Annotated in this window: 28 protein-coding genes; 13 read left to right on the plus strand and 15 right to left on the minus strand. The window is 66.6% G+C overall.

Annotation, left to right across the window (positions count from 1 at the left end; all coding sequences use genetic code 11):
* Positions 1-8: 8 nt before the first annotated feature.
* Entirely contained in the window at positions 9-1,034 is a 1,026-nt protein-coding gene (locus ACM0M4_RS26065) for an NAD-dependent epimerase/dehydratase family protein (protein WP_003121034.1), read from the minus strand.
* A 143-nt stretch (positions 1,035-1,177) separates the two neighbouring features.
* A complete protein-coding gene (locus ACM0M4_RS26070; RefSeq protein WP_003099360.1) occupies positions 1,178-1,999 on the minus strand; it encodes a M48 family metallopeptidase in 822 nt (273 codons plus the stop codon).
* A 162-nt stretch (positions 2,000-2,161) separates the two neighbouring features.
* On the opposite strand from ACM0M4_RS26070, the gene ACM0M4_RS26075 reads away from it, so the two are divergent.
* Complete coding sequence (locus ACM0M4_RS26075) at positions 2,162-4,300, plus strand: methyl-accepting chemotaxis protein (protein ID WP_003099358.1); 2,139 nt, start codon at positions 2,162-2,164, stop codon at positions 4,298-4,300.
* Between the two features lie 2 nt (positions 4,301-4,302).
* Here the strand turns inward: ACM0M4_RS26075 and ACM0M4_RS26080 are convergent, their stop codons facing one another.
* Positions 4,303-4,917 carry an SOS response-associated peptidase gene (locus ACM0M4_RS26080; RefSeq protein ID WP_003094938.1) on the minus strand — a complete coding sequence of 205 codons (615 nt, stop codon included), beginning with the start codon at positions 4,915-4,917 and terminating at the stop codon, positions 4,303-4,305.
* A gap of 424 nt (positions 4,918-5,341) precedes the next feature.
* Between ACM0M4_RS26080 and ACM0M4_RS26085 the strand changes: the two genes are divergently transcribed.
* Positions 5,342-6,046, plus strand: a complete 705-nt coding sequence (locus ACM0M4_RS26085; protein WP_003094941.1) for an MgtC/SapB family protein — start codon at positions 5,342-5,344, stop codon at positions 6,044-6,046.
* 12 nt (positions 6,047-6,058) lie between these two features.
* Here ACM0M4_RS26085 and ACM0M4_RS26090 read toward each other — a convergent pair whose 3' ends face one another.
* Complete coding sequence (locus tag ACM0M4_RS26090) at positions 6,059-6,322, minus strand: putative signal transducing protein (RefSeq protein WP_003094943.1); 264 nt, start codon at positions 6,320-6,322, stop codon at positions 6,059-6,061.
* Positions 6,322-6,504 (minus strand): CPXCG motif-containing cysteine-rich protein, encoded by a 183-nt coding sequence (locus ACM0M4_RS26095; RefSeq protein WP_003094945.1) that lies wholly within the window; start codon positions 6,502-6,504, stop codon positions 6,322-6,324. The genes ACM0M4_RS26090 and ACM0M4_RS26095 overlap by 1 nt, the downstream gene beginning before the upstream one ends.
* A gap of 97 nt (positions 6,505-6,601) precedes the next feature.
* Here ACM0M4_RS26095 and ACM0M4_RS26100 point away from each other — a divergent pair, with 97 nt between their 5' ends.
* Positions 6,602-7,762 carry a 1-acyl-sn-glycerol-3-phosphate acyltransferase gene (locus tag ACM0M4_RS26100; RefSeq protein WP_003099351.1) on the plus strand — a complete coding sequence of 387 codons (1,161 nt, stop codon included), beginning with the start codon at positions 6,602-6,604 and terminating at the stop codon, positions 7,760-7,762.
* A 120-nt stretch (positions 7,763-7,882) separates the two neighbouring features.
* Here ACM0M4_RS26100 and ACM0M4_RS26105 read toward each other — a convergent pair whose 3' ends face one another.
* Complete coding sequence (locus ACM0M4_RS26105) at positions 7,883-8,161, minus strand: hypothetical protein (protein WP_003114705.1); 279 nt, start codon at positions 8,159-8,161, stop codon at positions 7,883-7,885.
* A gap of 283 nt (positions 8,162-8,444) precedes the next feature.
* Between ACM0M4_RS26105 and ACM0M4_RS26110 the strand changes: the two genes are divergently transcribed.
* A complete protein-coding gene (locus tag ACM0M4_RS26110; RefSeq protein WP_003094951.1) occupies positions 8,445-8,651 on the plus strand; it encodes a hypothetical protein in 207 nt (68 codons plus the stop codon).
* A 57-nt stretch (positions 8,652-8,708) separates the two neighbouring features.
* Here the strand turns inward: ACM0M4_RS26110 and ACM0M4_RS26115 are convergent, their stop codons facing one another.
* Complete coding sequence (locus ACM0M4_RS26115; RefSeq protein ID WP_003094953.1) at positions 8,709-9,296, minus strand: YajG family lipoprotein; 588 nt, start codon at positions 9,294-9,296, stop codon at positions 8,709-8,711.
* Between the two features lie 841 nt (positions 9,297-10,137).
* Between ACM0M4_RS26115 and mqo the strand changes: the two genes are divergently transcribed.
* A complete protein-coding gene (gene mqo, locus ACM0M4_RS26120; RefSeq protein ID WP_003141615.1) occupies positions 10,138-11,661 on the plus strand; it encodes a malate dehydrogenase (quinone) in 1,524 nt (507 codons plus the stop codon).
* Between the two features lie 49 nt (positions 11,662-11,710).
* Here the strand turns inward: mqo and ACM0M4_RS26125 are convergent, their stop codons facing one another.
* From ACM0M4_RS26125 to ACM0M4_RS26145, 5 genes are all read right to left on the minus strand, one after another.
* Complete coding sequence (locus ACM0M4_RS26125) at positions 11,711-12,124, minus strand: VOC family protein (protein ID WP_003094957.1); 414 nt, start codon at positions 12,122-12,124, stop codon at positions 11,711-11,713.
* A gap of 268 nt (positions 12,125-12,392) precedes the next feature.
* Positions 12,393-12,683 carry a PA4642 family protein gene (locus tag ACM0M4_RS26130; RefSeq protein WP_003099343.1) on the minus strand — a complete coding sequence of 97 codons (291 nt, stop codon included), beginning with the start codon at positions 12,681-12,683 and terminating at the stop codon, positions 12,393-12,395.
* Between the two features lie 82 nt (positions 12,684-12,765).
* A complete protein-coding gene (locus ACM0M4_RS26135) occupies positions 12,766-13,251 on the minus strand; it encodes a hypothetical protein (protein ID WP_003094962.1) in 486 nt (161 codons plus the stop codon).
* Positions 13,252-13,318: 67 nt separating this feature from the next.
* Entirely contained in the window at positions 13,319-13,792 is a 474-nt protein-coding gene (locus tag ACM0M4_RS26140; protein WP_003094965.1) for a WbuC family cupin fold metalloprotein, read from the minus strand.
* Between the two features lies 1 nt (position 13,793).
* Entirely contained in the window at positions 13,794-14,351 is a 558-nt protein-coding gene (locus tag ACM0M4_RS26145) for a hypoxanthine-guanine phosphoribosyltransferase (protein ID WP_003099341.1), read from the minus strand.
* Positions 14,352-14,519: 168 nt separating this feature from the next.
* On the opposite strand from ACM0M4_RS26145, the gene upp reads away from it, so the two are divergent.
* The 8 genes from upp to ACM0M4_RS26185 all read left to right on the plus strand — a co-directional run bounded on the left by upp (position 14,520) and on the right by ACM0M4_RS26185 (position 22,572).
* Complete coding sequence (gene upp, locus ACM0M4_RS26150) at positions 14,520-15,158, plus strand: uracil phosphoribosyltransferase (protein ID WP_016562364.1); 639 nt, start codon at positions 14,520-14,522, stop codon at positions 15,156-15,158.
* 2 nt (positions 15,159-15,160) lie between these two features.
* A complete protein-coding gene (locus ACM0M4_RS26155; protein ID WP_003094970.1) occupies positions 15,161-16,444 on the plus strand; it encodes a uracil-xanthine permease family protein in 1,284 nt (427 codons plus the stop codon).
* 333 nt (positions 16,445-16,777) lie between these two features.
* Positions 16,778-17,326, plus strand: coding sequence for a Csu type fimbrial protein (locus tag ACM0M4_RS26160; RefSeq protein WP_003117437.1), 549 nt, complete (start codon positions 16,778-16,780; stop codon positions 17,324-17,326).
* A gap of 30 nt (positions 17,327-17,356) precedes the next feature.
* Positions 17,357-17,890, plus strand: coding sequence for a Csu type fimbrial protein (locus tag ACM0M4_RS26165; protein WP_003123421.1), 534 nt, complete (start codon positions 17,357-17,359; stop codon positions 17,888-17,890).
* Positions 17,890-18,432, plus strand: coding sequence for a Csu type fimbrial protein (locus ACM0M4_RS26170; RefSeq protein ID WP_004352708.1), 543 nt, complete (start codon positions 17,890-17,892; stop codon positions 18,430-18,432). Before ACM0M4_RS26165 ends, ACM0M4_RS26170 begins: the two co-directional genes overlap by 1 nt.
* Positions 18,433-18,450: 18 nt before the next feature.
* A complete protein-coding gene (locus ACM0M4_RS26175) occupies positions 18,451-19,239 on the plus strand; it encodes a fimbrial biogenesis chaperone (RefSeq protein ID WP_054375775.1) in 789 nt (262 codons plus the stop codon).
* Positions 19,240-19,255: 16 nt separating this feature from the next.
* The gene (locus ACM0M4_RS26180) at positions 19,256-21,628 is read left to right on the plus strand and encodes a fimbria/pilus outer membrane usher protein (RefSeq protein ID WP_054380031.1); all 2,373 of its coding nucleotides are present in this window, start codon (positions 19,256-19,258) and stop codon (positions 21,626-21,628) included.
* Positions 21,625-22,572: a Csu type fimbrial protein gene (locus ACM0M4_RS26185; RefSeq protein WP_003099330.1), complete on the plus strand. Its 948-nt coding sequence runs from the start codon at positions 21,625-21,627 to the stop codon at positions 22,570-22,572. The genes ACM0M4_RS26180 and ACM0M4_RS26185 overlap by 4 nt, the downstream gene beginning before the upstream one ends.
* A gap of 1 nt (position 22,573) precedes the next feature.
* Here ACM0M4_RS26185 and ACM0M4_RS26190 read toward each other — a convergent pair whose 3' ends face one another.
* From ACM0M4_RS26190 to ACM0M4_RS26200, 3 genes are all read right to left on the minus strand, one after another.
* Complete coding sequence (locus ACM0M4_RS26190; RefSeq protein WP_003099328.1) at positions 22,574-23,947, minus strand: spinster family MFS transporter; 1,374 nt, start codon at positions 23,945-23,947, stop codon at positions 22,574-22,576.
* 279 nt (positions 23,948-24,226) lie between these two features.
* A complete protein-coding gene (gene hemH / locus ACM0M4_RS26195; RefSeq protein ID WP_003099324.1) occupies positions 24,227-25,249 on the minus strand; it encodes a ferrochelatase in 1,023 nt (340 codons plus the stop codon).
* Positions 25,246-26,163, minus strand: coding sequence for a TIGR01777 family oxidoreductase (locus ACM0M4_RS26200; RefSeq protein ID WP_003114699.1), 918 nt, complete (start codon positions 26,161-26,163; stop codon positions 25,246-25,248). Before ACM0M4_RS26200 ends, hemH begins: the two co-directional genes overlap by 4 nt.
* Positions 26,164-26,382 lie beyond the last annotated feature (219 nt).

A 26,382-nucleotide genomic window follows, 5' to 3' on the forward strand; every position in this document is an offset into this window, starting at 1 on the left:
CAACCGTCCTAGGCATTGAAATAGCCGTTGTCGCGGAACCAGTCGATGGCGCGCAGCAGGGTGTCGTCGAGGGCGGTGGTGGAGAAGAAGCCGAGTTCCTCGCGGGCCTTGCGTCCATCGAGGAACTGCCCGCCAGCCATCACCTCGATGGCGGTTTCGTCGAGCAGCGGCAACTGGCCGCTGACCCGGTAGCGCAAGCGGCCCAGGGTGGCCAGCGCGCGAGCCATGGCCATCGACATCGGCTGCGGCGCAGGCTGGCCGAGCAGCTCGGCGATGCGCCGGGTCAGGTCGGCCATTTCCAGGTTGTGCCCGGTCAGCAGGTAGCGCTCGCCGATACGCCCGCGCTCAAGGGCCATCAGCAGTCCGCGCCCGGCTTCGGCGGCATCGATGACGTTACGCTGGCCGGCGACGTAGTGGGTCATCTCGCCATTGCCGATGGCGGTGATCACGCGCCCGGTAGTCGGGCCGATGTCCAGTTCGCCGAGTACCATGCCGGGAATCCCGATCACCACCGGCAGGCCGTTGCGCGCCTGCTCCCGGGCCTGCTCGTCGAGCGCCCATTTGCACAGCACGTAGGAACTCTTGCCGCTCGGCAGGCTGTCGTAGAACAACCCCTCGTGGCCCGGTAGTCCCTGGGGATGGCGGGGCATGGCATATGCCGAACCGACATAGAGGATGCGCGGCACCCTGGCCTGCAGGCAGGCGGCATAGAACGGGTTGGTCTGGCCCAGCGCGCTGGCCACTTCCTCCTGCCAGCGGCGCGGCCGCGAAGGATAGTAGCCGGCGCTGAAGATCACCCCGTCGAGGCCGCGCAGGGCGCGTTCCAGGCCGGCGTGGTCGAGCATCTCGGCGACCCGGCACTCGGGCTCCAGATAGGCGAGACGCTGGATCTGCGAAGAAGGACGGTGGATCAGCACCAGATCGTGACCGGCGGCCCTGATGGCGCGCGCGGCGTGATGTCCCAGCAGGCCGGTGGCTCCGAGTACGGCGTATTTCACATGAGCTCCAGGGCGTGAGAGTGGCTGTTCGTCCACGGGTCCCGCAAGCGGGTCGGCCAGCAGTCTAGGCCGAACACCGGCGAGATACCAAACAGCAGGTTACGGAAATACACAACAGGCGTTTCCGATGGTAAGCCTGTCGGCGCGCCGGCCGCCCCCCGCGACCGCGCGCCCTGGCCTCACTTGCCGCGCCTGGCCTGCTGGTACAGCGGCATCACCTTGGGAATCGCGGCCTGGAGATTGGCCATCCGCGAACTGTCGGAGGGGTGGGTGCTGGTGAACTCGGGCTGGCTGGCGCCGCCGCTGGCCCTGCCCATCTTCTGCCAGAGGGTGATCGCCGCTTCCGGGTTGTAGCCGGCGCGGGCGGCCAGCTCGAGACCGATCAGGTCGGCTTCGTTCTCGTTGGCACGACTGTTGGGCAGGGTCATCAGGTAGTCGACGCCGGTATTGGCCAGTTGCAGGCTTTCCTGGCCGAGGCCGGCCAGGGCGCCGATCTGGCTGGCCACCTGCACGCCGTAGGCCTTGGACATGGCCTCGCGCCCATGCTCGCGCAGGGCGTGGGCGATCTCGTGGCCCATCACCGCGGCTATCTCGTCGTCGGTGAGCTTCAGCTTGTCGATCAGCCCGGTGTAGAAAATGATCTTGCCGCCGGGACCGCAGTTGGCGTTGAGCTCGTCGCTCTTCACCACATTGACTTCCCAGTTCCAGCCGGTGGCGTCCGGGCGGAAGGCGGCGGTCTGCGGGATCAGCCGCTGGGCGATCGCCTTGACTCGCCGCGCGTCGGCGCTGCTGGTATCGAGCACGCCGGCGCTTTTCGCCTCGCCGAGAGTCTTCTGGTACGACTGGGCGTACATCTGGTCGACTTCCTGGCTGGACAACATGCTGAACATGTATTGCTTGCGGTCGACGCCGACGGCGCCGCCACTGGTGGTGTTCACTGCCTGGCAACCGGCGAGCAGCAGCGCGCCGGCGAGGGTGGCGAATCGGAAGGGATGAGCCATGGTCCTTTGTTCTCCTCTGAAGGCCGAGCGCATGGTAGGCCGCGCCTCGAACGCGGGCAACAGCCGTTGGCGAGGAAATCTCCGACGGCCGATTAAGGATTTGCCGTCCTCCTGCCGATAAGCTCCTCAGAGACAATTCCAACAAGGGTCAGAAGTCCCATCATGAAGCTCAAGTCGATCCAGTTTTCTGTCGCCGCCCTCGCCGGCGCCAGCGTTCTAAGCGTCGTCGTGGTGCTGGTGCTGTACGCCCTGTTCGCCGGCGCGCGAACGCAGGAGCTGGTGCAGCAACGCACCCAGGGCCTGTTGGAGAAGGTCATCAACGAGCGCCTGGTGGCCCTGGCCCGCGCCCAGGTCAGCCAGATCCAGCGCGAGTTGGAGTATCCGCTGACGGTGGTCCACGGCCTGGCCAACAGCACCCGCCTGCTCGGCGAGCCGGGCGCCGACGGCATGCCGCAGCTGAACGCCAGCCGCGACGAAATCTCCGCGCTGCTGCGCAGCACCGTGCAGAACAACCCCAAGCTGCTCGACACCTTCATGGCCTGGGAACCCAATGCCTTCGATACCGATGCCGCCTTCGCCGGGCAACCCGGCAAGGGCTACGGCCCGGACGGCCGCTACCTGCCCTGGTGGTATCGCGGCGCCGACGGCAAGCCGATCGTGGAGGCCATGGCCGACAGCATCGATAGCGAAAAGCTGCTGCCCACCGGGGTGCGCGAGAACGAGTTCTATGCCTGTCCGAAAGAGAACAAGCGTCCCTGCATCATCGACCCGGCCCCTTACGAAATGGGCGGCAAGACCGTGATGATGTCGTCCTTCAACGTGCCGATCATGGTCGGTGACCAGTTCCGCGGCGCAGTCGGTGCCGACCTCTCGCTGGCCTTCATCCAGGACCTGCTCAAGCGCGCCGACCAGCAGCTCTACGATGGCGCCGGGGAAATGGCGCTGATCGCCAGCAACGGCCGCCTGGTGGCCTACACCCGCGACGACAGCAAGCTCGGCGAGCCCGCCGGCAGCGTCCTCGACGGCAACGAAGTGGACAACCTGAAAAACCTCACGGTCGACCAGCCGCTCTACGACATCGACGCCGAGCACGGCCACATCGAGCTGTTCCTGCCTTTCACCATCGCCGACAGCGGCGTGCGCTGGACCCTCATGCTGCAGATTCCCCAGGCGGCGGTATTCGGCGAACTGCAGCAACTCCAGGGCGAGCTGAGCGACCAGCGCCAGCAGGATATCCTCGGCATGAGCCTGGCCGGCCTGGTGGTAGCGGCCCTCGGCCTGCTGGTGGTCTGGCTGGTCGGCTACGGCATCGCCCGGCCGCTGCGCCAATTGGTCGGCATGCTCGACGACATCGCCCAGGGCGAAGGCGACCTCACCCGCCGCCTGAGCAGCGAGCGCGCCGACGAGCTGGGCTCCATCGCCAAGGGCTTCAATACCTTCCTTGGCAAACTGCAGAACATGATCGGCCAGGTGGTGCAATCGGTGCAGAAGGTCAGCGACTCCTCGGAGCACACCGCCGACATCGCCATCCGCACCAACCAGGGCGTGCAGCAGCAACTGGCGGAGATCGAACTGGTGGCCACCGCGGTCCACGAGATGACCGCCACCGCCCAGGACGTGGCGCGCAACGCCACCCACGCCGCCGAGGCAGCCAACCACGCGGACCAGGCCGCGCACCAGGGCAAGCAGATCGTCGAAAGCAGCTCGGCGGCGATCCAGGCCCTGGCCAGCGAGATTGGCCGCGCGGTCGGAGTGGTGCAGAACCTGGCCAAGGACAGCGAAAACATCAACGCGATCCTGGTGGCGATCCGCGGTATCGCCGAGCAGACCAACCTGCTCGCCCTCAACGCCGCCATCGAGGCCGCCCGCGCCGGCGAGCAGGGTCGCGGTTTCGCGGTGGTGGCCGACGAGGTACGCAACCTGGCGCAGAAGACCCAGCAGGCCACCGAAGAAATCCAGAGCATGATCCAGCAGTTGCAGCAGGGCACCCGCGACGTGGTGAAGGTCATGCAGGACAGCCAGGAGCGCACCGACGACAGCGTGCGCCATGCGCGCCAGGCGGCCGAGGCGCTGGAATCGATCACCCAGGCGGTATCGGTGATCAACGACATGAACACCCAGATCGCCAGCGCCGCCGAGGAGCAGAGCGCGGTGGCCGAGGACATCAACCGCAACGTCGCCAACATCGGCCAGGTCGCCAACCAGGTGGCCGGCGGCGCCGACGAGGCCTCGCAGGCCAGCGCCGAGCTGACCCGCCTGGCCGAGCAGCAGCGGCGCCTGGTGAATCAGTTCAGGGTCTAGCGTCAGGCCGGGGTCAGGCACTCCGGCCCGTCGGTTTCAGGCTTGTTGACGAAGCCGGCCAGGGCCACGCTGCGCAGGTTCGGCTGGGGCTTGGCGAGCAGGCTTATCAGCGCCGGCAGCGGCGTGTCCGGAGCCAGCCAGGTATCCTGCTCGGCCTCGTCGAGCAGCAGCGGCCGGCGGAACTCGGCGGCCGCCTGGGATACCTGGGCCACGCTGAGCCAGGTTTGTCCATGCACCGGATAGGCCTCCCAGATGCCGGCGAAGAATAACAGGCGCTCGCCGGTGGAGACCCAGTACGGACGCTTACGCACCCCACGCCATTCATAGAAGCCGTTGGCCGGCAGCAGGCAGCGGCGCTGCTGGAACGCCTCGCGGAACATCGGTTGCTCGGCGAGGGTTTCCGCCCGCGCGTGGCTGGGCGTACGCGACAGGTCGGTGAGCCAGGCCGGGGTCAGCCCCCAGCGCGCCAGGTCGGCGCGGCGCGCACCGGCGTCCTCGCGAACCATCAGCACCTGGTTCGCCGGAGAAATGTTCCAGTGCGCCCGCCAATCCGCCGGAAAGCCCGGCAGGGCCGCCAGCGACGGATTCCAGCGGAACAGGGCGTAACGACCACTCATGCTTGGCACTGCCTGGTGAGGGAAAGCCGCACAGTGTAACCCGAAGCGCCACACTGGCCTTGCCGAACGCAAGCTGAATGAAACCCAATCTTAACTTGACGCGCCTATCCTCCAGGCTTAAGGTGCCGCCCGCATTCTGTAACCCACACAGGAGTCCTGCATTGGACAACAGCCCTAGTCGATTGCGACAGGTCCATCCGGCGAGCTAGTCCAGCAGAACCCTCTGCCACTGCCTCGCCGAACATGGCGGACAGTGGCGATCCGCATCCCGTCCGGGATGACGCATCCCCATTTTCCCTTCGTGTCCCTTCCCTCGCGCCAACGCGCAGCGGGAAGCCGCGGTCCTGCGCAATCCATCGTCCCTTATCCGCGCGGACCGTCGGCCCGCGCCAGCTCCGGCCGTCGGCCGGCAACGAGGTGAAACATGGATTGGAAAGTATTTCTCCTGCGTGTCGCGGTCGCGCTGGTCCTGGGCGCCCTGATCGGCGCCGAACGCCAGCTGCGCCAACGCCTCACAGGCCTGCGCACCAACGCGCTGGTCAGCACTGGCGCCTGCCTGTTCGTGCTGATGACTCAGGGCGTGCCCGGCCTGGCCGGCGACGCTTCACGGATCGCCGCCTATGTAGTCTCCGGGATCGGCTTCCTCGGCGGCGGCGTGATCATGCGCGACGGCCTCAACGTGCGCGGCCTGAACACCGCAGCCACCCTCTGGTGCACCGCCGCCATCGGCGTCCTGTGCAGCATGGGCCTGCTGCTGGAGGCCACGCTCGGCAGCCTGGTGGTGCTCTGCGCCAACATCCTGTTGCGCGACATCGCCCAACGCCTGAACCGCCAGGACGTGTTGCCGGCCAGCGAGGCCGAGCAACGCTACGAAGTGCAGATCGTCTGCCGCGCCGAGGACGAGATCCAGGTTCGCAGCCTGATGCTGCACAGCCTCGGCAGCAGCGACCTGCGCCTGCAATCGCTGCACAGCGAGGATCTGGACAACCCGGCCAAGCTGGAAGTCCGCGCCGAACTGCTCGGCACCCCCGAAGCTCCGGCGCAGCTGGAACGCCTGGTCAGCCGGGTCAGCCTGGAGAAGGGCGTCAGCTCGGTGCGCTGGCAGGTCTTCGAACTGGCGGCCGACTGAGCGGCGGCCGCCTCAACACAACAGGCTGCCGGGGCCGCAGGGCTCCGGCGGCTCCTCGGCCAACGGGGCGGCGGCGTTGTAGGCGAGGATCAGTTCTCGCGCCCGCTCCGTCTGCTCGTCCGCCACCAACAACGCCAGCAGTCCGCCAGGCGGCAGTTCGCCGATGGCGCCGACCAGGTGGCGGCCGCTGACATGGGCGGCGATCCCTTCGCTGGCGAGCATTCCCACCAGCATCTCGGCCTCCAGCAGGTCGGCCGGCTCATATACGCGCTGCATCAGTCATCCTCCCGGCGGACGTTCAGTGACCAGTCCTGCCCATCGGTGCGCAGGTCGAACAGGATCGGCCGGCAGCACACCGGGCAGTCCTCGTAGTACTGCTGGTCGCCGGCGCTCAGGTCGAGCAGCGCCTCGGCCGGTTCCCCGCAGTAAGGGCAGCTATAGGCCTGGCTTTCGAGCATCGCTGCACCCCCTATGAGTTCCGTTTATAATCGCGCGGTTCAATTTTCGGCCACCCCCTTGGGCGGCCTTCGCAGCATCCATATGGAACCAGAAAGCATGATGGGCGAGTTCGAAGCCATCCGACCCTACAGTGACGCCGAAGTCCCCGCGGTATTGCAACGCCTCCTGAGCGACGACGCCTTCCTCGGCGCCCTGGTCCGCTACCGCTTCCCGCGCCTGGCCGGTCCCCTCGGTTGGCTGCTCAAACCTCTTATAGCCCATCGCCTGGCCCGCGAGGTCACCGGCATCCGCAGCGTCGCCACGCTGCAGGACAAGTTCGAGCCCTACGTCGACCACACCATCGAGAAGGCCACCGATGGCGTCACCTACTCCGGGGTCAATCGCCTCAAGCCAGGCTGCGCCTACCTGTTCATCGCCAACCACCGCGATATCGTGATGGACCCGGCCTTCGTCAACTACGCCGTGTACCACGCCGGCCTGCCGACCCCGCGCATCGCCATCGGCGACAACCTGCTGCAGAAATCCTTCGTCAGCGACCTGATGCGCCTGAACAAGAGCTTCATCGTGCACCGTTCGCTGAGCGGCCGGCGCGAGAAGCTCGCCGCCTACCAGACGCTCTCCGCCTACATCAACCACTCGATCCGCGAGGACCGCCAGTCGGTGTGGATCGCCCAGGCCGAAGGGCGGGCCAAGGACGGCGACGACCGTACCGACTCGGCGATCCTCAAGATGTTCCACATGAGCCGCAAGGACGAACCCTTCGCCGAAATGGTGCGCGCCCTGCATTTCATCCCGGTGTCGATCAGCTACGAATACGACCCCTGCGATCTGGCCAAGGCCCGCGAGTTGCACACCCGCGCCAGCACCGGCGAGTACCGCAAGGCGCCGGGCGAGGACGATGCCAGCATCGCCCTGGGCATCACCGGCTACAAGGGCCGCGTGCACATCAACTTCGGCGCCGAGCTGGAGGGCGAGTTCAGCGACGCCAAGCAGCTGGCCGCCGAACTGGACCGGCAGATCCTCGGCAACTACCGTCTGTTCCCGGTGCACTACCTGGCCTACGAGATGAGCGAGAACCGCGACCCGGGCCTCGCCGTCCCCACGGCCGAGAGCCTGTTCGGCAGCGAGGAGCTGGAGAAGGCGCGCAAGGAATGGAACCGCCGCCTGGAGCAATGCCCGGCCGAGCAGCGCCCCTGGCTGGTGCTGCAATACGCCAACCCGGTGCTCAACCAATACCGGATCAAGCAGCAATCCTGAAGACGAAAGCCCGGCGCCGCCGGGCTTCTCCATCGGGCAACGGCTTCGAACCCGCAGGCGATGGACGGATAACCGCGATACGCTTATCCGCGTGCGGTTCGGCTCGCCGAGGCAGGGCTCTCAGAGCCGCGTGCTGGCCCAGCTGACCAGCAGCGCCAGGCCCAGGCAGGCGGTGCCGAATCGGTAGAAGAACAGGTTGATCCGCAGGGTCGCCTCGTCCATCGGCAATGCCGCCTCCCCCGCCTCGCCCTCCGCGGCCCAGCGCGCCAGGGCGCGACGCTCGCGTGCGCGGGTGGCCAGCAGCAGCCAGGCGCCGGCGACACCGAAGAACAGCGCAAGGCCGTTCACGGCCTGCGCGGGATGGGCGAGGAACAGCGCCCACAAGGCTTGCAAGGACATCGATAACCTCCGCAACAGGACCACACGCCGGGGCTACCGAATAACGCCTTGGGTGAGCTGATGACAGGACGGACCGTCGGGGACGGCGGGGAAGGACTGGTCGAATTCTATCCAGAATGCATGAGCGACGGCCAGCGGCACCCGGGTTGTCGCGACGAAGCGCAGCGGTTAGCAGCAATCCGTCTAAAAAAGGCGCGGCCTCGCCAGAGTGACCGACTAGTCTGAAAGTGCTTTGCCGGTCACAGAACCCCACCCAGGCAAACGACAACACAGGAGAGTCGTCATGCTGGAAACCGCACCCCACGAACATAACTATCTGATCGACCACCTGGACGAGATCGAGGCCGTGATCGTCGATCTTTCCTTCAATGTCCAGGACGACCGCTGGCTGGTGTACTGCACCGCCTGCGGCCATGAACACCTCGACCTGCCTGAGACCGACGAACGCATCAGCATCGGCGAGCCGGACCCGTTCCACCAGGCCGCCTGAGTTTCCCGAGCGCATGAAAAAGCCCGGCATCCGCCGGGCTTTCTCGTTACCGCCGGCTCATTGCTGGCCGAGGGTCTGAGCGATGGTCGGGTCCTTGAACACGCGGGTCAGGGCGTCGCTGAGCACCTCGCTGACCAGCTTGCTGTTGGTCGCCTGGTTCGGCGCCATGCCGAAGCGCTGGTTCAGCGAGGCGCCATAGCGACCGGTGTAGCGCCGGCTGCTGTTCTGCACGTCGGCGCGGAAGGTCGCGGTGATGTCGGCCTGGGTGACGTAGACGCCGTCCTTCGGCGACTGGTACTTCAGCTCGGCCAGGGTCAGGGTCAGTTGCGGCGCGTTGTAGGCGTTGGCCGAAGGCGTGTAGCCGAGCAGGCGCACGGCCGTCTCGGCCTGGGCCTGGAGCTTGGGCACCACGTCCTCGCTACGGACGGTCAGGGTGCTGGTATCGGCGTAGAGGCCGCCGCGAGTGCCCAGGGACGGGCCGGGACGGCCATCGACCACCTTGACCACCACCGGCTGGCCATGGCCGACTGCGGTCAACGGTCCTTTAAGGACCGGTTGCGGGTCCAGTTGTTGCGGGCTCAGGGCGCAGCCGCCGAGAACCAGGGCGCTTGCGGTCATCAGGCTGAGCAACAGGCGATGCAGCATGCTCATCTCTCCATGGGTTGGGCACGAATGGCCGGCAGTATAACGGCGCCGCGAAAGCACCGCAGCATTGCCTTGGACGTTCGCCACGGGGCGCGGTTCCTCGCCTGTGGCAGGTGGCGCAGGGCACGCATGCCCGGCGTTTGGCAGATACGGCGCGGCGGATTGTCCCAGGGGGCTTTCGCCGGCGGGCACTTCGTGACCGGGAATGGGAAAAAAGTCTAAGGAGCGGGGTATTTTTTGATTTTCACCGTTATAATCGCCCCCCGATTATAAGGACGCCTCCTGATCGGGTTCCGGCCCCCGCGCCATCCCCCCACAGAGAGCCGCCAGTAGAGCGCTGCCCCATGAGGCAGACGCCCTGAAACGCCTGTAGCGAGTTTTTCGGCAAGGAATGCCGCATGACCCCGCACGATTCTGCGAAGGCATGCCCGCGACAGACGAGCCCTTCCGGCCCATGTCTCCAAAAGAGCGTGGATCGAAGGTATTTCACTACTTCACGAGAGTGTGGCGAGCAATGAAGAGTTTTGCGTCGGTAAGTGCGCCATTAGCGCTTGAAACAGCCCCCCGCAGACGCGACCGCAGCGGATACCTCATGACCAGAGCCTGACGGCCCGTTCCGTCGCGAATGTGCTTGCACGACCGGATGCCCGCATGGGCCAGCCAGGCTGCCAGATCGCCAGCCCCGCGCCCGGCATCCATAGGCGATGACGCCCGGCGTCCCGCCGTTGTTGCGAAGAATCGGACATGACGGCTCCCTCCGCCGCTGCCTGCCGGCCCGTACCGGCCTCGGCCCCGCCCCGTCTGTCGTCAATTTGGTGCTGAAGATTTTGGAGAAGCGTTAATGGCGCAAAACGATCACGAAACAGTCGACATGCTGCTGGTAGGCGCCGGCATCATGAGCGCGACCCTGGCGGTCCTGCTCAAGGAACTCGACCCCAACCTGAAGATGGAAGTCGTCGAACTCCAGGAGTCCGGCGCGATCGAAAGCTCCAACCCGTGGAACAACGCGGGCACCGGCCACGCCGGCCTGTGCGAGCTGAACTACACCCCGCAGTCGGCCGACGGCAGCATCGACATCAAGAAAGCCGTGGGCATCAACACCATGTTCGAGGTGTCGAAGCAGTTCTGGTCGCACCTGGTCGCCAAGGGCACCTTCGGCTCGCCGAAGACCTTCATCAACCCGGTACCGCACCTGAGCTTCGTGCGCGGCAGTGAAGGCATCGCCTACCTGAAGAAGCGCTTCGAATCGCTGACCAGGCACCACGCTTTCGAGACCATGGTCTACTCCGAGGACAAGGCCACCCTCGCCGAGTGGATGCCACTGATGATGCCGGGTCGTCCGGCCGACGAAGCGATCGCCGCGACCCGCGTCGAGGGCGGTACCGACGTCAACTTCGGCGCCCTGACCAACCAGCTCCTGCAACACCTGGCGCAACAGCCGGGCGCGCAGATCCGCTACAACCAGAAGGTCACCCACCTGCGCCGCGCCGATAACGGCTGGCGGGTCACCGTCAAGGACACCCGTAACGGCGGCGACCGCGAGATCCAGGCACGCTTCGTCTTCCTCGGCGCCGGCGGCGGCGCCCTGCCGCTCCTGCAACTTTCCGGCATCCCGGAAGGCAAGGGCTTCGGTGGTTTCCCGGTGAGCGGCCAGTGGCTGCGCTGCGACAACCCGGAAATCGTCAAGCAGCACCAGGCCAAGGTCTACAGCCAGGCCGAGGTCGGCTCGCCGCCGATGTCCGTGCCGCACCTGGACACCCGCGTGGTGGACGGCAAGAAATCCCTGCTGTTCGGCCCCTATGCCGGTTTCTCCACCAAGTTCCTGCGCCATGGCTCGTTCCTCGACCTGCCGCTGTCGGTACGCCCGGGCAACATCCTGCCGATGCTCTCGGTGGCCCGCGACAACATGGACCTGACCCGCTACCTGATCGGCCAGGTCATGCAGTCGCCGGAACAGCGCCTGGAAGCCCTGCGCAAGTTCTACCCCGAAGCCAGGGCCGAGGACTGGCGCCTGGAAGTCGCCGGCCAGCGCGTGCAGATCATCAAGAAGGATCCGAAGAAAGGCGGCATCCTGCAGTTCGGCACCGAGCTGGTGGCCGCCCACGACGGCTCCATCGCCGCCCTGCTGGGCGCCTCGCCGGGCGCCTCGGTGACCGTCTCGATCATGCTCGGCCTGATCGAGCGCTGCTTCCCGGAGCAGGCCCGCTCGCCGGAGTGGAGCGCCAAGCTGAAGGAAATCTTCCCGGCTCGCGAGAAAGAGCTGGAAAGCGACGCCGAGCTGTACCGCAGCGTCAGCAGCCGTTGCAGCGAGGTGCTGGAACTGACCGCGAAGAACGACGTGCAGGCCCCGGTCAACGCCGAGTGAGCCGCGCTACGGAACAAGCCGCCTTCGGGCGGCTTGTTCATTTGTGGAGTCAGGCGCCGGCCTCGCAATTGATCATCCAGGACACCCCGAAACGGTCCACCAGGGTACCGAAACAGGGCGACCAGAAGGTCTTGCCCAACTCCAGCTCGACCCGCCCGCCGTCCTCCAGCAAGGCGTCATAGCAGCGCCGCGCCTGCTGCGGGTCGCGGGTATTCAGTGAAAGGGAAATCCCGGAGATCGGCTGCAACGCCGGCCCGTGCCCGTCCGAGGCCATGATCTGGCTGTCGCCGATCTGCAGGTTGGCGTGCATCACCTTGTCGCACCAGCCTTCGGGCACCACCACCGGACCGGGCGCCTCGTCGAAACGGAACAGGAAACTCACCCTGGCACCGATGGCGTGTTCATAGAAACGCAGGGCCTCTTCGCAACGGCCGTTGAAGCAGACGTAGGGCTGGACGTACATGGGAACCTCGGCAGGCTGTTTTTCCTGTGAGTGTAGAAAAGCAGCAGCCGACAGGCAGCCTCTCGCAGAGCGAATAACGCAGTCCTGGCCATTCGCCCTTCCCCGCCGCCCTGGCGATCCGCGACCGCGGCGGGGCCCGCGCGGCGTCTATCGACCCTTGCCACCACCAGCCGCCATTCGGATGCTGGCGTTCTCCGACGGGCGTGACTCGGCGGACCGCGCAACGAAAAAACCCGCCGAAGGGCGGGCTTTTCGCTGCATGGCCGGCTCAGGCGCCCTTGGCCGCCTGCAGCGCTTCGATGTAGGGCACGGCCTGGCGCTGGTCGGCGACCAGGGCGACGAAGTCGTTGCCCTTGGCGTCGCGCGCGTCGAGATCGTAGCCGGCCTCGCGGAAGAAGGTGAGGAAGCGCTCGAAGTCGTCGATGCGCAGACCGCGATAGGCCTTGATCAGCTTGTGCAGCGAGGGGGGGGTGTCGTCGGCCGGCTCGACGCCGAGGAACAGCTTGATCGACTCGTCACTGATCTCTTCGCCAATGATCTGTTTCTTGTCTTTGCGCATCGCTTTCTCTCAACGGCTCTGGGGCCGGGCTCGCCCGGCGCGGGATAAGGCCAGGCAGTTTACTCCCGGCGCGCGGCGAGGCTCAACGCGCGCGTACCGCGCCGGTGTGCAGGTCCGCCCAGACATGGCCGTTGGGATAGGCGAGGAACTGGCAATAGACCGTCTGGTTGCGCAGCAGGTCGAGCAACGCCGGGTACTGCGCCAACGGGTAGTTGAGCGTGAGGGTGCGGGTCCCGGCATCGTAGACCGGCTTCTTCAGGCTCTTGCCTTCGCTGTCGAACTGGATCAGCACCTGGGCCAGGGTCGCGCCCTTGCTCAGCGGTTTGCCCTTCAGGCGCAGCAGGGTCGGCGTGGTGATCGGGATCGGCTGCTGGTTGGACTGCCGCTGGTTGCCCAGCACCACGCTGTACTCGGTGATCTGGATCAGTTGCTGCTGCTCCGGCGCCTCCTGGCGCAACTGGCCGTCGTCGGGCGGCAGGAAGCGCGCGTGCATCGGGGGATTCTCGGCGGCCAGGCCGGCCAGACTGACGAACAGGAGCAGGGAGCCGCACAGGCTACGGGCGAACATCGGGACCTCCGGACAGGGCGAGCCGGCACTCTAGCATGGCTGCCGACCCGCCGCCGAAGCGAAGCGCTCAGGCGAACTGGGCGCGCATCCAGTCCCGGTAGGCCGGCGCATCGGCGCTGCCTTCGGCAGGCGCCCAACTGGCGAACTCGCCTTCGCCGAGCGGGCGGTAAGGCCCGGCCTTGCATTCGAACAGGATGCTGTCCGGCTCCAGCACCACCAGGGCATGGAACACCCCGGGCGGCAGGTCGACACCGGGGCAGTCCCCAGCGGCGCTCAACTCGCGCTTGTCGAGGAGTTCCCCGTCCTCGGCGAAGACCAGCAGGCCGAGACGGCCCTTGAGCACGATCAGCGCCTCGGCCTTGCCCGCATCCAGGTGCCGGTGCGGCGGGATGTAGGTATTCGGCTGGAGGCCCACCGCCATGCGATGGCAGGGCTCCTCCATGCGGTGGAAGTTGTGATGCTGGCGACCACGCGGCGCGTTACCCGCCCCGCTCGCCAGTTCGGCGAACAATTGCTGGTCGAGGTAGCGCGGTCCGGCCATCTCAGAGCCCCTTGACCGCGAAGATGCCCGCGGCGTTGCGCCAGTAGCCCTTGTAGTCCATGCCGTAGCCGAACACGTAGCGGTCGGCACAGTAGAGGCCGGTGAAGCTGGCCTTGAGGTCAGGCCGGGCCTTGCGCTCGTGTTCCTTGTCCACCAGTACGGCGGTGTGCACTGCGCGTGCGCCGGCATGCTTGCAGAAGTCGATGATCGCCGAGAGGGTGTGCCCTTCGTCGAGGATGTCGTCGATGATCAGCACATCACGGTCGATGAAGGAGATTTCCGGCTTGGCCTTCCAGAACAGTTCGCCGCCGGAGGTCTCGTTGCGGTAACGGGTCGCATGCAGGTAGGACAGTTCGAGGGGGAAGTCGAGCAGCGGGAGCAGCTTGCCGGAGAAGATCAGGCCGCCGTTCATCACGCAGAAGACCACCGGGTTGGTCTCGCCGAGATCGCGGTTGATCGCCTCGGCGACGCGACCGATGGCTGCCTCGACCTCGTCGTTGTTGAACAGGCAGTCGGCTTCCGCCCTGACTTGGCGGATGTGCGCGAGATCGACGGACATGGTGCTTCTCCCTGGCTGGGCTGAGAAAAAGTCGGCAAAGGTACTCATCCGGTCGCCATCGGGCAACCCCCGGCGGTCGAGTGCGAATCAGAATAATGGTCCAGACTGTGCGGAATGCATTACGCTAGCGCAATTTTTTTGCCCGCCCCCCGTTGGAGACAGTCGCCCATGCCCGTACATGAGATCCGCCACCCCCTCATCCGCCACAAACTGGGCCTGATGCGCCGTGCCGATATCAGCACCAAGAACTTCCGCGAACTGGCCCAGGAAGTCGGCGCCCTGCTGACCTACGAGGCGACCAAGGACCTGCCCCTGGAACAGTACGAAATCCCCGGATGGGCCGGCCCGGTGACGGTGGAGAAGATCTCCGGGAAGAAGATCACCGTGGTGCCGATCCTGCGCGCCGGCATCGGCATGCTCGACGGCGTGCTCAGCCTGATTCCCGGCGCCAAGGTCAGCGCGGTCGGCGTCGCCCGCAACGAAGAGACCCTGGAAGCACGCACCTACCTGGAAAAACTGGCGCCGGACATCGCCGAGCGACGCTCGCTGATCATCGACCCGATGCTCGCCACCGGTGGCTCGATGGTCGCCACCATCGACCTGCTGAAGAAGGCCGGCAGCAAGGAAATCCGCGCCATGGTGCTGGTCGCCGCCCCCGAGGGCATCGAGGCGGTACGCCAGGCCCACCCGGACGTGATCATCTATACCGCCTCGATCGACGAGAAGCTCGACGAGAACGGCTACATCATTCCGGGCCTGGGCGACGCCGGCGACAAGATCTTCGGTACCAAGCAGAAGGAAGCCTGAACATGGGCGATGCCTTCCAGGAGCCGCTCTGGCGCCAGGTGCTGTCAGGCGCGCAGATGCTGTTCGTCGCCTTCGGCGCGCTGGTGCTGATGCCGCTGATCACCGGTCTGGATCCCAACGTCGCGCTGTTCACCGCCGGCCTCGGGACCCTGCTGTTCCAATTGGTGACCGGGCGCCAGGTACCGGTGTTCCTCGCCTCCAGCTTCGCCTTCATCACCCCGATCATCCTCGCCAAGGGCCAGTTCGGCCTGGCCGCGACCATGGGCGGGGTAGTCGCCGCCGGCTTCGTCTACACCTTCATGGGCCTGGCGGTGAAGATCAAGGGCACCGGCTTCATCGATAAACTGCTGCCGCCGGTGGTGATCGGCCCGGTGATCATCTCGATCGGCCTGGCGATGGCGCCGATCGCGGCGAACATGGCGATGGGCAAGGCCGGCGACGGCAGCGAGTTGCTGCCGTACCGCACCGCGATGATGATCTCGATGCCGGCGCTGCTCACCACCCTGGTGGTGGCGGTATTCGGCAAGGGTATCTTCCGCCTGGTGCCAATCATCGCCGGCGTGCTGGTCGGCTTCGCCCTGTCGTTCGTCTTCGGCGTGGTCGACACCGCCGCGATCGTCGCCGCACCCTGGCTGGAACTGCCGAAATTCACCGCGCCGGAATTCAACTGGCAGGCGATCCTGTTCATCGTCCCGGTGGCCCTGGCCCCGGCCATCGAGCATATCGGCGGGGTCATCGCGGTGGGCGGCGTCACCGGCCAGGACTACCTGAAGAAGCCCGGCCTGCACCGCACTCTCCTCGGCGACGGCCTGGCCACCTCGGCTGCCGGCCTGTTCGGCGGACCGCCCAACACCACCTACGCGGAAGTCACCGGCGCAGTGATGCTGACCAAGAACTACAACCCGAAGATCATGACCTGGGCGGCGGTGATCGCCATCACCCTGGCCTTCGTCGGCAAGTTCGGCGCGATCCTGCAAAGCATCCCGGTACCGGTGATGGGCGGCATCCTCTGCCTGCTGTTCGGCACCATCGCCTCGGTCGGCATGAACACCCTGATCCGGCACAAGGTCGATCTCTCGGAAGCACGCAACCTGGTGATCGTCTCGGTGACCCTGGTGTTCGGCATCGGCGGCGTGCTGATCGGCAGCGGTACCGGCCCCGACGACATCGGCCTGAAGGGCATCGCCCTGTGCGCCATCGTCGCCATCGTCCTCAACCTGTTGCTGCCGGGCAACGACGGCTGGCAGAACAAGGCGCTCGACGAACAACACAAGGATTCACACTGAAAACAACGGACGGAACACTTCGCTGTTCCGTCCATTTTCCACCCGCCACGTTATTTTCAAAAGCATGTAGCCAATCGCTTACTACTTTGTAATTAAACTTCCCTGTATTTTCCAAATAATCACGTCATCTAACTGGCAGAGGCTTATTCGCGCTGCTATATAGCCAGTCAAGCATGACTGGCGAGCCGCTCTGCGCCGCACCCGGCGCGTCGCCAGCCATGAACTTCGAGTTTGGCGGATATATAAGGCCGATCATTTAAAGTCGTGGGAACTTTATTTATCCGCCAACATCGTCCTGCGCCACCGACATTCGTTATCGACAGGAAGTTAGAGATGAATAAACGCACTCCGGCAGTCTTGTTGTTCTGTGCCTGCGCCAGCCTGCTGGGCACCGCCCAGGCCGCCGGTACGCTGATCGGCCAGGTCGGCGTGCAGATGGTCATCGGTGCCGGCTGCACCATCATCAACGGCAGCGTCAGCGGCGGTATCAACCAGTGGGGAACCCTGGACTTCGGCAGCCATTCCGACCTTACCAACGTGGTCGACGCGCAGACCGTCGGCACCAGCGGCAATATCCAGATCCAGTGCAGCACCGGCCTGACCCCGAGCCTGACGGTGAACGCAGGCCTGCACGCCAGCGGCGGCCAGCGCTACATGCAGAACACCACCACCACCAGCAGCACCATCGCCTACAACATCTATTCGGACGCCGCGCGCAGCGCGCTGATCCAGGCCAACACACCGGTGGACATTTCCTCGGTCTCCACCGGCACCGCAGTCAACATCCCCCTCTACGGCCGCGTGGTGCCCACCGGGCAAAGCACGCCCACGCCGACGGCGGGGACCTACACCGACACCCTGCTGGTCACCATCGCCTGGTAAGACGCGCCGCCAGGCGCGGCGCCGGGCAGCATGGTCCTGGGGGGACCGATGAGCCTGAACCGCTACCTCGCCGGAGGACTGCTCTGCCTGCTCGGCTGCAACCCGGCAAACGCGCAGACCGCCACCATCGTCCTGAGCGCCACGCTGCTCCCGGCCTGCGAAGCGGGTAGCGTCGGCAGCGGTGGCGCGATCACCTTCGGCACCCTCGACTTCGGCCAGTACGCCTCCCTGAACAACGCCATCAGCGCCACCAGCCAGCAAGGCGCAGGCTCCATCCGGGTCAAGTGCGTCAGCGGCCAGACCTATGCGATCACGCTCGACGGCGGGCTCTACGGCAGCGTCGCCACGCGGCGCATGGCGAACATCGCCAACACCGCCCTCACCCTGACCTACAACCTGTACAGCGACCGCCCCGGCGGCATCGTCTGGGACAACACCACCGGCGTTGCCGCCACCGGCAACGGCAACGACCAGTGGTATCCCATCTACGGCCTGGTGCCGGCACAGACCACGCCGGTCGCCGGGACCTACCGCGACACCGTCAACGTGACCATCAGCTGGTGATGCCGATGTCCAGCCGGCGTCTATTCCTGCCGCTTCTCCTGCTCCCGCTGCCGAGCCTGGTCGCGCATGCCGATCCATCGCCGATCAGCCGCGCATTCCAGGTCCAGGCGGTGGTCGCCAACGGCTGCGCCTTCGGCACCGCCATCAGCGACAACGCCTATGACCTCGGCACCCTGAGCTTCGGCACCCTCGGCAACCTGGCCAGTCCGGTTAACGTCGCCAGCAGCTCCGGGGCCGGCTCCATCGTCCTGACCTGCACTCCGGGAATGACCGTCTCCGTCGCCCTCGACTACGGGGTCAATGGCGGCAGCAGCAGCCAGCGCTACCTGAAGCGGGTGAGCGGCAACGAGACCCTCGCCTACCAGCTCTACCAGGATGCCGCCTACTCCCAGGTCTGGGGCAACGGGGCACTCGCGCGGACCATCGCCAACTTTCCCGCCAGCACCCAGACCTACACGGTATACGCGCGCCTGTTCGCGGTCGGCAGCCTGCCGTCCGCCGGCAACTACCGCGATACCGTCACCGTCACCCTTTCGTTCTGAGCCGTCATGGAGGATCACATGCCCAGTCCACACCTACCTCTCCGCCCCAGCCGCTGGCTTGCGGCGCTGCTGGCGCTGCTCCTGGGCGGCCCGGCACAGGCCGCCAGTGCGGTGCTGATCTGGCCGATCAACCCGGCCATCGAAGCCGACCAGCCGGCCACGGCGCTGTGGCTGGAGAATCGCGGCAAGCAACCGGTGACCCTGCAGGTGCGCGTGCTCGGCTGGTCCCAGGCGGATTTCCAAGACGTCTATCGCAACCAGCAGGCAGTGATTCCCAGCCCGCCCTTCGTCAAGGTCGAGCCGGGCCGCCGGCAACTGGTCCGGCTGATCCGCCAGGGCGGCCAGCCCAGCACGCCGGAGGACGCCTACCGGGTGCTGATCGACGAAGTGCACGACGGCGACGCGGGGCAGACGCAACGAAGCCCCGGTCTCGCCCTGCAGTTCCAGATGCGCTATTCGGTACCGCTGTTCGTCAGCGCCGACGGCGTCTGGACCCAGCCGCGTAGCGATGTCGAGCGCGACCCGGCCGACGCGACCCGGCCGAAACTGGCCTGGCGGCTGGTCGAGGAACAGGGCAAGCGTTACCTGCAGGTGCGCAACGAGGGTAGCGTGCACGCCCGCCTCAGCCATGTCCGCTGGGAGGGCAACGGCCGCAGCCTGGCGCTGCTGGACGGCCTTCTCGGCTACGTGCTGCCCGGCCGGCAGATGCGCTGGCCGCTGCCGCCGGGGCTGCTGCCGGACTCCGGCATGACCCTGAAACTGCAACTGGCGGACAACGACGCGCCGATCAGCGTTCCCGGGTACTGAGGCGGACGTCGGTCCCGTGCCTCGCCCGTGTCAGCGGCGCTCTCGCCGCCACCGCTCGCTACTGATCGGCCTGGCGCTGCTCTCCCCTGTCCATGCGGCGGACTACCTGGCCGGACTGCCGCCGCCGCAACCCGCTCCGTCCGGCGGCGGCAACGTCCTCTACTACCTGGAACTGGTGATCAACGGCCGCGACAGCGGCCAGGTGGTGCCGGTCAACGCCGCCGATGGCCATTACCTGCTCGACGCCGCGGCCCTGCGCGAAGCCGGCGTGCGCCTGCCTGGCAACCCCGCCGGACAGGTCGCGGTGGACGCCCTGCCCGAGGTCCGGGCGGACTATGACAGCGCCAGCCAGCAACTGCACCTGCAAGTGCCGCCGGACTGGCTGCCGGAGCAGCGCTTCGACGATCCCGGACTGGTCGCCCGTGCCCCGGCGCGCAGCAGCCTCGGCGCGCTGTTCAACTACGACCTGTACTACTCGGACCCCGCCGACGGTGCCACGCCCTGGCTTTCCGCGCTGCTCGAGCAACGCCTGTTCGACGGCTTCGGGGTGATCTCCAACACCGGCGTCTACACCCGCTATTTCGGCGACGCCGACAACCTCGACAGCCGCTACCTGCGCTACGACACCTACTGGCTGTACAACGACGAACGCAACATGCACAGCTACCAACTGGGCGACTACGTCAACGGCGCGCTGAACTGGACCACCCCGGTACGCATGGGCGGCTTTCGCTTCGCCCGCAACTTCGGCGTACGTCCGGACCTGGTCACCTATCCGCTGCTGCGCTTCGACGGCCAGGCCGCAGTGCCCAGCACCGTCGACCTGTTCATCAACGGCTACAAGGCCAGCAGCGCCGACCTGCAACCCGGTCCCTTCGCCATCAGCAACGTGCCGTATATCAACGGAGCCGGCGAAGCCACGGTGGTGACCACCGACGCCCAGGGCCGACAAGTGGTGACCAGCCTGCCGTTCTACGTATCCAACACCCTGCTGGCGCGCGGCCTGAGCGATTTCGACCTGTCCGTCGGGCGTCTGCGCGACGACTACGGCCTGCGCAACTTCTCCTATGCCGACAATGCCGCCAGCGGCATCTATCGCTACGGCGTCAGCGACCGCCTGACCCTCTCCACCCACGCCGAGGCCGCCAGCGACCTGCGCCTGCTCGGCATCGGCGGCGACATCGCCGTGGCCACCTTCGGCACCCTCAGCCTGGCGGCCAGCGGCAGCGACGGCCAGGGCGACAGCGGCCAGCAATACCTGCTCGGCTACTCCTACTATTCGCGACGGCTCGGCCTCAGCCTGCAACACATCGAGCGCAGCGCCGGCTATGGCGACCTCGGCACCCTGGACGGCGAGTACCAGTTGAGCCGGCGCACCGACCAGGCTACCGCCAGCCTGACCTTCGACGAGCAGGGCACCATCGGTACCGGCTACTTCGACATCCGCGCCCGCGACGGCAGCCGCACGCGCCTGGCCAACCTCTCCTACAGCCGCCCGATCGGCAGCCGCAGCAGCTTCTACCTGGCGCTGAACAAGGATCTCGACGGCGACGGCTACAGCGCGCTGATGCAACTGGTGATTCCCTTCGACATCAACGGCCTGCTGAACATCGGCGTCACCCGCGACAGCGACCGGCGCTACAGCGAGCGGGTGATCTGGAGCCGCTCCACGCCGAGCCAGGGCGGCCTCGGCTGGAACCTCGGCTATGGCGGCGGCGCCAGCCGCTACCAGCAGGCCGACCTGACCTGGCGCATGCAGAACGTGCAACTGCAGGGCGGCCTCTATGGCGAGACCGGCAACTACACGCGCTGGGCCGATCTCAGCGGCTCGCTGGTATGGATGGACAACGCCGTGTTCGCCAGCAACCGGATCAACGACGCCTTCGTCCTGGTCAGCACCAAGGGTTATCCACAGGTGCCGATCCGCTACGAGAACCAACTGATGGGCAGCACCGACGACAACGGCCACCTGCTGGTGCCCTGGGTCGCGGCCTACTACCCGGCGAAGTTCCAGATCGAGCCGCTGGACCTTCCGGCCAACGTCAGCGCGCCCGAAGTCGAGCAGCGCGTGGCGGTACGCCAGGGCAGCGGCCTGCTGCTGGATTTCCCGATCCGTGCCGTAGTCGCCGCCAGCATCAACCTGGTGGACGAGCGCGGCGAACCGCTGCCGCTGGGCAGCCAGGCCGAAGAAACCGGCAGCGGCCAGCGCGCCAGCGTCGGCTGGGACGGCCAGGTCTATTTCGAAGGATTGCAAAGCGACAACCAGCTACGCGTGGTCCGCCCCGACGGCCGGGCCTGCCAGGCACGCTTCCGCCTGGACACGCGCAAACCCACCGTCAGCCAGGTCGGCCCGCTGACCTGCTCGGCCCCGATCGGAGATACGCCATGAGCCGCCACTCCACGTCCGCCTGCCTGCTCGGCTTCGCTACGCTCTGCGCCAGCCCGTTGCTGCTCGCCGCCTGCACCACCAGCTCCGGCACCGGCAATTTCGGCAGCCTGAGCTCGTTCACCGTGGCCAGCACCGCCCAGACCATCACCGGCACCACCGGCTTCAAGTGCACCGGCAGCCTGTTGTCGATCCTCAGCACCAACACCATCGACGCGACCATCGCCAGCACCGCCAATCCGCTGGGCACCACGCCGCGGCTGTACAACGCCGCCAGCGGCACCTACCTGCCCTACAGTATCTGCAAGGACAACGGCTGCGGCACCGTCTACAACGTCGGCTCGACGGTACGCTGGAGCAGCACCACCTTCCTCGGCATCCTCGGCCTGTTCAACGCCACCGACGGCAGCCTGCCGCTGTACCTGCGCACCGCCACCGGGGTGACCCTGCCGGCCGGCACCTATACCGATACCATCGGCCTGAACTGGGCCTGGCACCTGTGCGCGGCGGGCATCGGCCCAGTCTGCGTATACGACGACGGCACCGCCAGCAGCAGCGTCAACGTTACCCTGACGGTGCTCAAGGACTGCTTCATCGACAGCGCTCCGGACCTCAGCTTCGGCAGCGCCGCGCTGGTCTCGGCCTTCACCGCGGTGAACCAGAACATTGGCGTGCGCTGCACCCTGAACGCCACCTATACCATCGGCTTCGACAACGGCAACAACTTCAGCGGCGGCTGGCGGCGAATGCTCAGCGGCGCCAACGCGATCCAGTACAACCTCTACAAACCGGGAGACTCGACGGTCTGGACCACCAGCAACACCCAGGCAGGCACCGGTAGCGGCGCCGCGCAGAACGTGCCGTACCGGGCCATCGTCAACCCGGCCCAGGGCAACGTCCCCGCCGGTACCTACAGCGATACCGTGCGGGTGATCCTCACCTACTGAGTCAGGCCGGCTGCCGGGACGCCTTCCAATCCTCGCCGCCCTCGCCTTCCCGTCGCAGGCTCCAGTCCTTCAGGTGCTCCAGGCTGGCGCGATAGGGCTTGAGGCCGATCCCCAGCAGGACTACCGCACCGAGCACCGCGGCCAGGGTCACCAGCAGCAGCGAGTAGCGCAGCGCCATGTCGTCGGCGAAGACGAAATCGGTGACCAGCGCCACCGCCGTCGGGCCCACGCCGAGACCGAACAGGGTGACCACGAACAGGTAGATCGCCGAGGCCTGGCCGCGCATCGAGTTGGGCATGATCTCCTGGATCGCCGCCGGGGCCACGCCGAACGGCATGCTCAGGAAGAACACCGTCGGCGCCATCAGCGCCGCCGCCCAATTGGCGTTGTCCAGCAGCGGATAGACCAGGGTGAAGGGAATCACCGCCCAGGCGGCGAGCAGCCCGACGCGCATGTTCGCGTCGCTACGCCCGCGCTTCGCCCAGTAGTCGGCCAGGCGCCCGCCGAAGACGATGCCGAGACAGCCGAACACCGCGACGATGCTGCCGTAGACCACCCCGACATGACCGGCGTCCCAGCCGTGGGTGCGGACGAAGAAGGTCGGCACCCAGGCGCCGCTGCCGTAGCCGGCGAAGGACAGGCAGGCGAAACCGAAGTTGTGGCAGAGCACGGTCTTGCGGTTGGCCCGCAGGTAGGCGCCGACCTCGCCCAGCGGCACCGCCACGCCTGCGCCGACTCCGCGCCGGGCCGGCTCGCGGATCGCCAGCAGCAACAGGCAGAAGAGCACGCCGGCGGCGCCGAGGATGAGGAAGATCAGTTGCCACGGGCGCACCTCGCCGAACAGCGGCAGATGCACGTCGCCCTGGGCCGAGGCGAACTTGATCACCAGCCCGCCGAGCAGGAAGGCCAGCCCCGAGCCCAGGTAGATGCCCATCGAGTAGACGCTGATCGCCGTCGCCCGACGCTCGCGCGGGAAGCTGTCGGCGATCAGCGAATAGGCCGCTGGCGACAGCGCCGCCTCGCCGACCCCGACGCCGACCCGGAAGGTGAGGAATTGCCAATAGCTGCGCGCCAGACCGCAGGCCGCGGTCATCGCGCTCCACACCAGCACGCCGAACAGGATCAGGCCGCGCCGGCTGCGGTTGTCGGCCATGCGTCCGAGCGGGATACCGCAAAGGGTGTAGAACAGGGCGAAGGACAAGCCCATCAGCAGGCTCATTTCCGTATCGCTGATGGCCAGGTCGCGGCGGATCGGGCCGACCAGCAGGTTGAGGATCTGCCGGTCGATGAAGGACAGCACATAGGCGACCATGAGGATCGCCACCGTGGTCCAGGCCGCAAGGTTGGAGGGATAGCCGTTATTGTTGTTATGCATGCCGAACTCCTGGACGCCGCCGAAGCGGCGGATGCGAAGGGAGGGTCGACAGGCAGGATAAGCCGGCAACATCCGGGCTTATACCCAGGGCAAGGGACTATAGAACTGCTGAATGCGGGAAGCGGGTTCCGGCGAATGACCGCCAGGTCATTCGCCGCCGCATGCGCTCAGAGCCTGTCCAGCATCTCGCGAGCTGGGCGGGGAAGCGGAGCTGACGAGCGGCAAATGAGCACTTCAAAGCCGTCATACCGCGCCGCGCAGCGGATCATGAACAGGCTCTCAGAGCGGCCTGGCCAAGCGCCCGCTCATCTCGGCCAGGGCGCCGACCCAGGCGGGGTGGTCGTTGAGGCAGGGAATCAGCACCAGGTCCTCGCCGCCGGCACTGATGAACTGCTCGCGGCCGCGCATGCCGATTTCCTCCAGGGTCTCGATGCAGTCGGCAACGAACGCCGGACACATCACCAGCAGGCGCTTCACCCCGCGCTGCACCAGTTCGTCGAGCTTGGCGTCGGTATAGGGCTCGATCCACTTGGCGCGCCCCAGGCGCGACTGGAACGACACCGACCAGCGCCCCTGCTCCAGGCCGGCGCGCTCGGCGAAGGCCTCGGCGGTGCGCAGGCACTGGCTGCGGTAGCAGAGGGCGAGGGCTTCGGGGCTGACGTTGCGGCTGTTCTCGGCCAGCAGGTCGTGGGCAGGATCCTTCACCAGCTTGCGGATGTGCCGCTCGGGCAAGCCATGGAAGCTCAGCAACAGATGGTCGTGGGGCTGCTGCAGGTACGGACGCACGCTTTCCACCAGGGCATCGAGGTAGACCGGCTGGTCGTAGAACGGCGGCAGCGTGCTGACCTCCAGGCCCAGGCGATGGGCGGCGATCACCCGGCGCACCTCCTGTTCGGCGGTGGTCGTGGTGCTGTCGGCGAACTGCGGATACAGCGGCGCCAGGGTCACCCGCCGGATACCGCGGCGCGCCAGGTCGAGCAGGACCTTCTCGATGGCCGGCTGGCCGTAGCGCATCGCCAGTTCCACCGGCCCATGCGGCCAGTGCGGCTTCATCGCCTCCTGCAGGCGACGACTGAGGACGATCAGTGGCGACCCTTCGTCCCACCAGATCGAGCTGTAGGCGTGCGCCGATTCGGCCGGACGCTTGATCAGGATCAGCGACACCAGCAGGCGCCGCAGCGGCCAGGGCAGGTCGACCACGTAGGGATCCATGAGGAACTGGTCGAGATAGCGGCGGACATCCTCCACCCGGGTCGAATCCGGGGAGCCCAGGTTGAGCAACAGCAGGGCATTCTCGGTCATGCCTGATCCTTTCGTCGGGCGTCCAGGACATCGGCCAGCGCCACGTCCAGGTCGGTGAATTGAAAACGGTAGCCGGCGTCCTGCAAGCGTTGCGGCAAGGCTCGCTGGCCGCCGAGCAGCAATCCGGACATTTCTCCCAGCCCGAGGCGCAGGACGAACCCGGGGGTCGGTATCCGCGCCGGCTTGTGCAGCGCCCGGCCCAGGGCCTTGGCGAAATCGCGGTTGCGCACCGGGTTGGGAGCGCACGCATTATAGGGACCGCTGGCATCGGGCCGCCGCAAAAGAAAATCGATCAGCTCGATTTGATCCTCGATATGAATCCACGGCATCCATTGCCGGCCGTCACCCAGCGGTCCGCCCAGGCCGAGCCGGTAGAGCGGCAACAGGCGCCCGAGGAAGCCGCCCTCGGGGGCCAGCACCAGGCCGGTGCGCAACAGCACGACACGGGTGCCGAGCTTCTCCGCCTCGCGGGCGATCTGCTCCCAGGCGAGGCATAGCTCGCTGGCGAAATCCTCGCCGGCCGCCGCCCCCTCCTCGGTCACCGGGCGCTCGCCGCTGTCGCCATACCAACCCACCGCAGAACCCGATAACAGAAGGTCCGGGCGCTGCTCGCGAGCGTCCAGCCATTCCACCAGGCGCTCGGTAAGGCGTACCCGGCTTTCCCACAGCAGGGCCTTGCGCTTGTGACTCCAGGGTTTGTCCGCGATCGGCTCGCCGGCCAGGTTGACCACCGCGTCGAGCGGCTGGTCGCCGTACTCGTCGAAACGATCGATGCCGCGCACGCCGACGCCGCACAGCGATTCCACCTGCTGCGGCCGCCGGCTGAACACGGTCAGCCGGTGTCCGGCCTGTCGCCAGCGGGCGCACAGACGGCGCCCCATCAGGCCGGTACCGCCGGTCAAGAGAATGTGCATGGCTGTCTCCTCGTTTTGCCTGCGTGCCCTTTCAGTCTGGACCCTGGACATCGATCTGCCCGATGACCGTGCATCCTTCCCCCATTCCGGCGTTATCCTGTGGATGGAAGATCCGTCGGCTCCGGCCGGGGAACCCTGGCGTCGTTTTCGACTCAGCCAAGGAACAGGGCTTGCATCGCACTGGTGCCTTAGTGAACGGCGCCAGCCGTCTATTCTTCA

Origin of the sequence: Pseudomonas sp. 18-147, from assembly GCF_051048045.1 — a bacterium.
GTDB classification, from domain to species: Bacteria; Pseudomonadota; Gammaproteobacteria; order Pseudomonadales; family Pseudomonadaceae; genus Pseudomonas; species Pseudomonas aeruginosa.

What these genes read in the sequence shown, in the direction of transcription:
- ACM0M4_RS26105 (WP_003114705.1), bottom strand. Translation starts at nt 8,161, where the DNA reads ATGTCCTTGCAAGCCTTGTGGGCGCTGTTCCTCGCCCATCCCGCGCAG.
- ACM0M4_RS26145 (WP_003099341.1), bottom strand. Translation starts at nt 14,351, where the DNA reads ATGTCCGTCGATCTCGCGCACATCCGCCAAGTCAGGGCGGAAGCCGAC.
- ACM0M4_RS26130 (WP_003099343.1), bottom strand. Translation starts at nt 12,683, where the DNA reads ATGCGCAAAGACAAGAAACAGATCATTGGCGAAGAGATCAGTGACGAG.
- ACM0M4_RS26140 (WP_003094965.1), bottom strand. Translation starts at nt 13,792, where the DNA reads ATGGCCGGACCGCGCTACCTCGACCAGCAATTGTTCGCCGAACTGGCG.
- ACM0M4_RS26080 (WP_003094938.1), bottom strand. Translation starts at nt 4,917, where the DNA reads ATGAGTGGTCGTTACGCCCTGTTCCGCTGGAATCCGTCGCTGGCGGCC.
- ACM0M4_RS26110 (WP_003094951.1), top strand. Translation starts at nt 8,445, where the DNA reads ATGCTGGAAACCGCACCCCACGAACATAACTATCTGATCGACCACCTG.
- ACM0M4_RS26155 (WP_003094970.1), top strand. Translation starts at nt 15,161, where the DNA reads ATGGGCGATGCCTTCCAGGAGCCGCTCTGGCGCCAGGTGCTGTCAGGC.
- ACM0M4_RS26095 (WP_003094945.1), bottom strand. Translation starts at nt 6,504, where the DNA reads ATGCTCGAAAGCCAGGCCTATAGCTGCCCTTACTGCGGGGAACCGGCC.
- ACM0M4_RS26165 (WP_003123421.1), top strand. Translation starts at nt 17,357, where the DNA reads ATGGTCCTGGGGGGACCGATGAGCCTGAACCGCTACCTCGCCGGAGGA.
- ACM0M4_RS26185 (WP_003099330.1), top strand. Translation starts at nt 21,625, where the DNA reads ATGAGCCGCCACTCCACGTCCGCCTGCCTGCTCGGCTTCGCTACGCTC.
- ACM0M4_RS26075 (WP_003099358.1), top strand. Translation starts at nt 2,162, where the DNA reads ATGAAGCTCAAGTCGATCCAGTTTTCTGTCGCCGCCCTCGCCGGCGCC.
- ACM0M4_RS26190 (WP_003099328.1), bottom strand. Translation starts at nt 23,947, where the DNA reads ATGCATAACAACAATAACGGCTATCCCTCCAACCTTGCGGCCTGGACC.
- ACM0M4_RS26100 (WP_003099351.1), top strand. Translation starts at nt 6,602, where the DNA reads ATGATGGGCGAGTTCGAAGCCATCCGACCCTACAGTGACGCCGAAGTC.
- ACM0M4_RS26170 (WP_004352708.1), top strand. Translation starts at nt 17,890, where the DNA reads ATGCCGATGTCCAGCCGGCGTCTATTCCTGCCGCTTCTCCTGCTCCCG.
- ACM0M4_RS26115 (WP_003094953.1), bottom strand. Translation starts at nt 9,296, where the DNA reads ATGCTGCATCGCCTGTTGCTCAGCCTGATGACCGCAAGCGCCCTGGTT.
- hemH (WP_003099324.1), bottom strand. Translation starts at nt 25,249, where the DNA reads ATGACCGAGAATGCCCTGCTGTTGCTCAACCTGGGCTCCCCGGATTCG.
- ACM0M4_RS26125 (WP_003094957.1), bottom strand. Translation starts at nt 12,124, where the DNA reads ATGTACGTCCAGCCCTACGTCTGCTTCAACGGCCGTTGCGAAGAGGCC.
- ACM0M4_RS26085 (WP_003094941.1), top strand. Translation starts at nt 5,342, where the DNA reads ATGGATTGGAAAGTATTTCTCCTGCGTGTCGCGGTCGCGCTGGTCCTG.
- ACM0M4_RS26090 (WP_003094943.1), bottom strand. Translation starts at nt 6,322, where the DNA reads ATGCAGCGCGTATATGAGCCGGCCGACCTGCTGGAGGCCGAGATGCTG.
- ACM0M4_RS26160 (WP_003117437.1), top strand. Translation starts at nt 16,778, where the DNA reads ATGAATAAACGCACTCCGGCAGTCTTGTTGTTCTGTGCCTGCGCCAGC.
- ACM0M4_RS26135 (WP_003094962.1), bottom strand. Translation starts at nt 13,251, where the DNA reads ATGTTCGCCCGTAGCCTGTGCGGCTCCCTGCTCCTGTTCGTCAGTCTG.
- mqo (WP_003141615.1), top strand. Translation starts at nt 10,138, where the DNA reads ATGGCGCAAAACGATCACGAAACAGTCGACATGCTGCTGGTAGGCGCC.
- ACM0M4_RS26175 (WP_054375775.1), top strand. Translation starts at nt 18,451, where the DNA reads ATGCCCAGTCCACACCTACCTCTCCGCCCCAGCCGCTGGCTTGCGGCG.
- upp (WP_016562364.1), top strand. Translation starts at nt 14,520, where the DNA reads ATGCCCGTACATGAGATCCGCCACCCCCTCATCCGCCACAAACTGGGC.
- ACM0M4_RS26200 (WP_003114699.1), bottom strand. Translation starts at nt 26,163, where the DNA reads ATGCACATTCTCTTGACCGGCGGTACCGGCCTGATGGGGCGCCGTCTG.
- ACM0M4_RS26070 (WP_003099360.1), bottom strand. Translation starts at nt 1,999, where the DNA reads ATGGCTCATCCCTTCCGATTCGCCACCCTCGCCGGCGCGCTGCTGCTC.